At 43.1% G+C, this 5,080-nt stretch carries 6 protein-coding genes; all 6 read left to right on the plus strand.

Annotation, left to right across the window (positions count from 1 at the left end; all coding sequences use genetic code 11):
- Positions 1-250: ribosome silencing factor (rsfS, locus tag PE36_RS23175; protein ID WP_006034551.1), on the plus strand; the 250-nt coding region annotated here is incomplete at its 5' end.
- 4 nt (positions 251-254) lie between these two features.
- On the plus strand, positions 255-725 hold the full coding sequence (gene rlmH / locus PE36_RS23180; RefSeq protein ID WP_006034552.1) for a 23S rRNA (pseudouridine(1915)-N(3))-methyltransferase RlmH: 471 nt from the start codon (positions 255-257) through the stop codon (positions 723-725).
- A 5-nt stretch (positions 726-730) separates the two neighbouring features.
- On the plus strand, positions 731-2,587 hold the full coding sequence (mrdA, locus tag PE36_RS23185) for a penicillin-binding protein 2 (protein ID WP_043995014.1): 1,857 nt from the start codon (positions 731-733) through the stop codon (positions 2,585-2,587).
- Positions 2,587-3,687 carry a rod shape-determining protein RodA gene (gene rodA / locus PE36_RS23190; RefSeq protein ID WP_006034554.1) on the plus strand — a complete coding sequence of 367 codons (1,101 nt, stop codon included), beginning with the start codon at positions 2,587-2,589 and terminating at the stop codon, positions 3,685-3,687. Before mrdA ends, rodA begins: the two co-directional genes overlap by 1 nt.
- Positions 3,688-3,696: 9 nt before the next feature.
- Complete coding sequence (gene mltB / locus PE36_RS23195; protein ID WP_006034555.1) at positions 3,697-4,692, plus strand: lytic murein transglycosylase B; 996 nt, start codon at positions 3,697-3,699, stop codon at positions 4,690-4,692.
- On the plus strand, positions 4,682-5,080 hold a 399-nt coding region (locus tag PE36_RS23200; protein ID WP_006034556.1), incomplete at its 3' end, for an RlpA-like double-psi beta-barrel domain-containing protein. The genes mltB and PE36_RS23200, both read left to right, overlap by 11 nt.

The following is a 5,080-nucleotide window of genomic DNA, read 5'->3' on the forward strand; positions in this document are numbered from 1 at the left end:
TAAAGGTAAATCACCAGTAACCGATATAATGATCGTATGTACTGGCACATCAAAAACTCACGTTAAATCGATTTCTAACCACCTTTACCTTGAAGCTAAACGTAACGAAGTATTCGTTATGGGTATTGAAGGTAAAGAAGATAGTGAATGGGTTTTAGTTGATATGGGTGACATAGTCGTTCACATCATGCAACAACAAACACGTGATCTATACCAACTAGAACAACTTTGGCAGTCTGTAGGGGCATAGTCAAATGAAAATTCAGCTAGTTGCAGTTGGCACTAAGATGCCAGCATGGGTAGAAACCGGGTATAAAGAATATGCACGTCGCTTCCCTAAAGATATGCCTTTTGAATTACTTGAGATCAATGCGGGTAAGCGTGGTAAAAACGCTGACATCAAACGGATCTTAGAGCTAGAAGGTGTAAAAACGATGCAAGCGATCCCGAAAGGTAATCGTATCGTGACTCTGGAAGTGACCGGCAAACCTTGGACTACTGCACAACTAGCCGTTGAACTCGATAAGTGGAAGCATGATGGTCGTGACGTTAGCCTATTGATTGGCGGCCCAGAAGGACTTGCACCAGAATGCATCGCGGCATCAGAACAACGCTGGTCGTTGTCACCACTGACCTTACCACATCCGATGGTACGTGTAGTGGTAGCCGAAGCGTTATATCGCGCTTGGAGTGTAACAACAAACCATCCTTATCATAGAGAGTAATATTGGTGGCAAGGAAGCGTATAGCCTTACGAGACCATTCTGCGGAAACAGCATTATTTAGCCGTCGCATCATGGTCTCATTTATTTTTGTCCTCTGTGTACTTGGCTTGTTATTGAGTAATCTTTATTACTTACAAGTCGATTCATATCAAGCTTACAAAACCCGTTCTAACGAAAACCGTGTCAAGTTAGTGCCTATCGCACCCAACCGTGGGCTTATCTATGATCGCAACGGGATACTTTTAGCAGAAAATAAACCTGTTTTCAGCTTAGATATGGTACCGGAAAAAATTACCGATATTGACGCCACCATCGTCAAATTAACCAGCTTATTAAGCCTAACTGAAGATAACATTGACGATTTTCATACTCGCTTAAAACGCCAACGTCGCTTTAAGCAGGTCTCAATATTAACCAATTTATCCGAATCTCAAGTGGCCCTCTTTTCAGTTCAACGGCATAACTATCCCGGTATTTCCGTCAATGCCCGATTAAAACGTTATTATCCGTTTGGTGATGCGCTTACGCATGCACTCGGCTATGTAGCCAGAATTAACAGAAATGATCTTAACCGCTTAGCAAAAAAAGGGTTACGTGCAACGTATGCGGCGACCCATGATATCGGTAAGCAGGGCATCGAACGCTATTACGAAAATACCTTACATGGCGAGCCTGGATTTAAAGAAGTTGAAGTCAATAATCGCGGAAAGATTATCCGCACACTGAAAATAACACAGCCCGTACCAGGTAATGATCTGTATTTAAATATCGATATTCGTTTGCAACTTAAGGCACAAAAAGAGCTAGCTGGTCGCCGTGGTGCGATAGTCTTACTCGCCCCCAAAACAGGTGAAGTATTAGCAATGGTCTCGAGCCCGAGTTATGATCCTAACTTATTTGTACACGGTATTAGCAGTAAAGATTATAATCGGCTATTACAGTCAAAAGATCACCCCTTGATCAACCGAGCAACACAAGGACGCTATCCGCCTGCATCAACAGTAAAACCACAATTAGCAATCTTGGCCTTAGAAGACGGCGCAATCACAGCAAATACTCTTATCAATGATCCTGGTTGGTTCCAGATCCCAAATACTAAACGGCGCTTCCGAGATTGGAATCGTTGGGGGCGTGGTAAGATTAATGTGTATACCGCCATCGCACGATCGTCAGATACCTTCTTTTATAACCTCGCTTATAACGTCGGCATTGATAAGATTAACAATTTTATGACCGAGTTTGGCTTTGGTGAATATACCGGTATTGATGTTAAAGAAGAAACCAATGCTATCTTGCCGTCTCGAGAATGGAAACGCGCACGTTACAACCAACCTTGGTATCAGGGTGATACTATTTCAGTGGGTATTGGTCAGGGTTACTGGTCTGCGACACCAATCCAACTTGCGAAAGCGACAGGTATTGTGGCAAGCCGCGGGCTACGCCCTGTGCCACAGCTTGTTCGGGATATAAAATATACCAATGGTGATCAATTTGAACCTGTCGTGGAATTACCACCGCTGATACTCAAAGATCCCGCGCACTGGCAAGTCGCCAAAGACGGTATGCGCGGTGTTGTAACCAGAACAGGTACTGCCCATCGTGCGTTTGCTAACACAGCCTATACTGTAGCTGGTAAATCAGGTACTGCACAGCTATACCAGCTCGGTGAAGAAAAATATGATGCCAGTAAGATCCGCGAACGATTACGTGATAATGCCATGTTTGTAGCTTATGCACCGTTTGAAGAACCGGAAATATCAGCGACGATCATTTTAGAAAATGCCGGTGGTGGTAGCTCACAAGCGGCCCCATCAGCACGCCGTTTATTTGATGTCTACTTTGAAAACAAAAAGGAAAATTAATGCCAGATCGTCGTCATAATCAAAGCATTTGGTATAAATTACATATCGATTTCCCGTTATTATTTGGCCTGTTAAGTCTGATGGGGGTTAGCCTTGTCGTACTTTATAGCGCAGGTGGATCGGACATCGCACTAATGGAAAGACAAGTCGTGCGTATGTTTCTTGCGTTAGCGGTAATGCTGGCGCTAGCACAAATCCCCCCTTCCACTTACCGACGCTGGGCATTTCCCATCTTTATTATTGGGACCATTTTATTAATCGCGGTATTGCTGTTTGGCCATGTCGGAAAAGGGGCGCAGCGCTGGATTGATCTTGGTTTCACCAAGTTCCAACCATCTGAAATAATGAAAGTAGTCATGCCATTAGCCGTGGCACGTTACATGAGTAACCAAGCTATACCACCGAGTTTTAGAACCATCATAACCGCGTTAATCATGGTCTTAATTCCGACATTATTGATCGCCAAACAGCCAGATCTAGGCACTTCATTACTCGTTGCGATTTCAGGTATTTTTGTTATTTTCTTAGCCGGTATGTCATGGCGATTAGTGATGATTGCTTTTGGACTGGTGGCAGGTTTTGCGCCTGTTCTGTGGTTCTTCTTAATGCACCCTTATCAAAAACAACGGGTATTAACCTTCCTCAATCCAGAAACCGATCCATTGGGTTCTGGTTACCATATTATTCAATCTAAGATTGCCATTGGTTCCGGAGGTTTTTGGGGCAAAGGCTGGTTATCAGGCACCCAGTCACAACTGGATTTTTTACCTGAGCGTCACACCGATTTTATTTTTGCGGTATTTAGTGAAGAATTCGGTTTATTCGGTGTGATCTTACTACTGTCACTGTATTTATTTGTGATCTGCCGCGGTTTAGTGATTGCGATGCAGGGCCAACGGGTATTTGAACGCCTCATTGCGGGCAGTATAACCATGACATTCTTCATTTATTTGTTCGTAAATATCGGCATGGTCAGCGGATTATTACCGGTAGTGGGCGTACCACTGCCTTTAATTAGCTATGGTGGCACTTCGATGGTGACATTGATGGCTGGATTTGGCATTCTAATGTCTGTAAGAACACACCGTCGCTTAAGTTGAGGAATCCAGATGCTAGGTAAAAGAGTATTATTTCTGCTAGGTTTAGCAGCGTTTCAAGCTAATAGTGCTGAGTTAAGCAGTGAGCACAAGACTTGGGTTGAAGAGTTAAGTACAAAATATGACATCTCAGAACAAGTACTTACCGATGCCATCGGCCAAGCAAAGTTCGATGAAAACGTCTTAACCAAGATCCAGACACCCTGGGAAAAAAAACCTTGGTATAAATACGCACCAATCTTTATTACTGAAAGTCGTATTAACAAAGGTGTCGAGTACTGGCTGCAATACGAAGCTACCTTTGCTAAAGCCGAAGCTGAATATGGCGTCCCAGCCCAAGTTATCGTCGCCATTATGGGCGTTGAAACCTTCTATGGTAAATACAAAGGTAATCTTTCGGTATTAGACTCTCTTTATACACTGGGTTTTAATTATCCATCCCGTGGTAAATTCTTCCGTCAAGAGTTCGCGCAATACATTAAATTAAGCGAACAACAAGGCTGGAAACTGACAGAAACACAAGGTTCATATGCGGGCGCGATGGGCTTAGGTCAATTTATTTCATCAAGTTACAGCCATTACGGCGTTGATTTTTCGGGTGATGGTAAAGTTGATATGATCAACGATCCTGTTGATGCAATCGGCAGTATCGCTAACTACTTTAGCAAGCATAAATGGACTACCGGTGCATCCGTTGCTTATCCAGTCAAAGCCGACAGTGAAAAAGTAGCCGCATTACTGAATAAATCATTGAGAATCAAGCATACATGGGCAGACTTAAAAGCTGCAGGTGTGGTACTTAAAGAGTCTGATGAACGTGTGCCAGCAATAACCATTGAAGACTCAAGCCCTGCGAAACTACTCAAACTACAACAGCTTGATAGTGATGAGTATTGGGTTTACCTCGATAACTTCTACACTATTACCCGTTACAACCACAGTCCACTGTACGCAATGGCGGTGTTCCAATTAAGTGAAAAGATTAAACAAGCTAAACATGCGCAATAAACAACGTTTAACCCTACTGTGTATCTGCGGCCTTTTGGCCGCATGTTCTTCATCGCGTTATCAGTACAGTGATGATCACGCACCGGAAAACATTCCGCAACTTGATGATATTGCCGATGCAGTACCAACGCCGCAAACCTATAGTCGTTATGCTAATCGCGACTATCAGGTACGTGGCATTAATTATGAAGTATGGCGAGACATCAAAATCTTAACGCAAGAAGGTAAAGCATCTTGGTATGGTAATAAATTTCATGGTCACAAAACTTCAAACGGTGAAATTTATGACATGTTTTCGATGTCTGCAGCACACAAAAACTTACCATTACCCAGTTTTGTAAAAGTAACAAATCTAGGTAATGATAAAACCGTGATAGTGCGGGTTAAT

This window comes from Moritella sp. PE36 (assembly GCF_000170855.1).
In the GTDB taxonomy this organism is placed as follows: Bacteria; Pseudomonadota; Gammaproteobacteria; order Enterobacterales; family Moritellaceae; genus Moritella.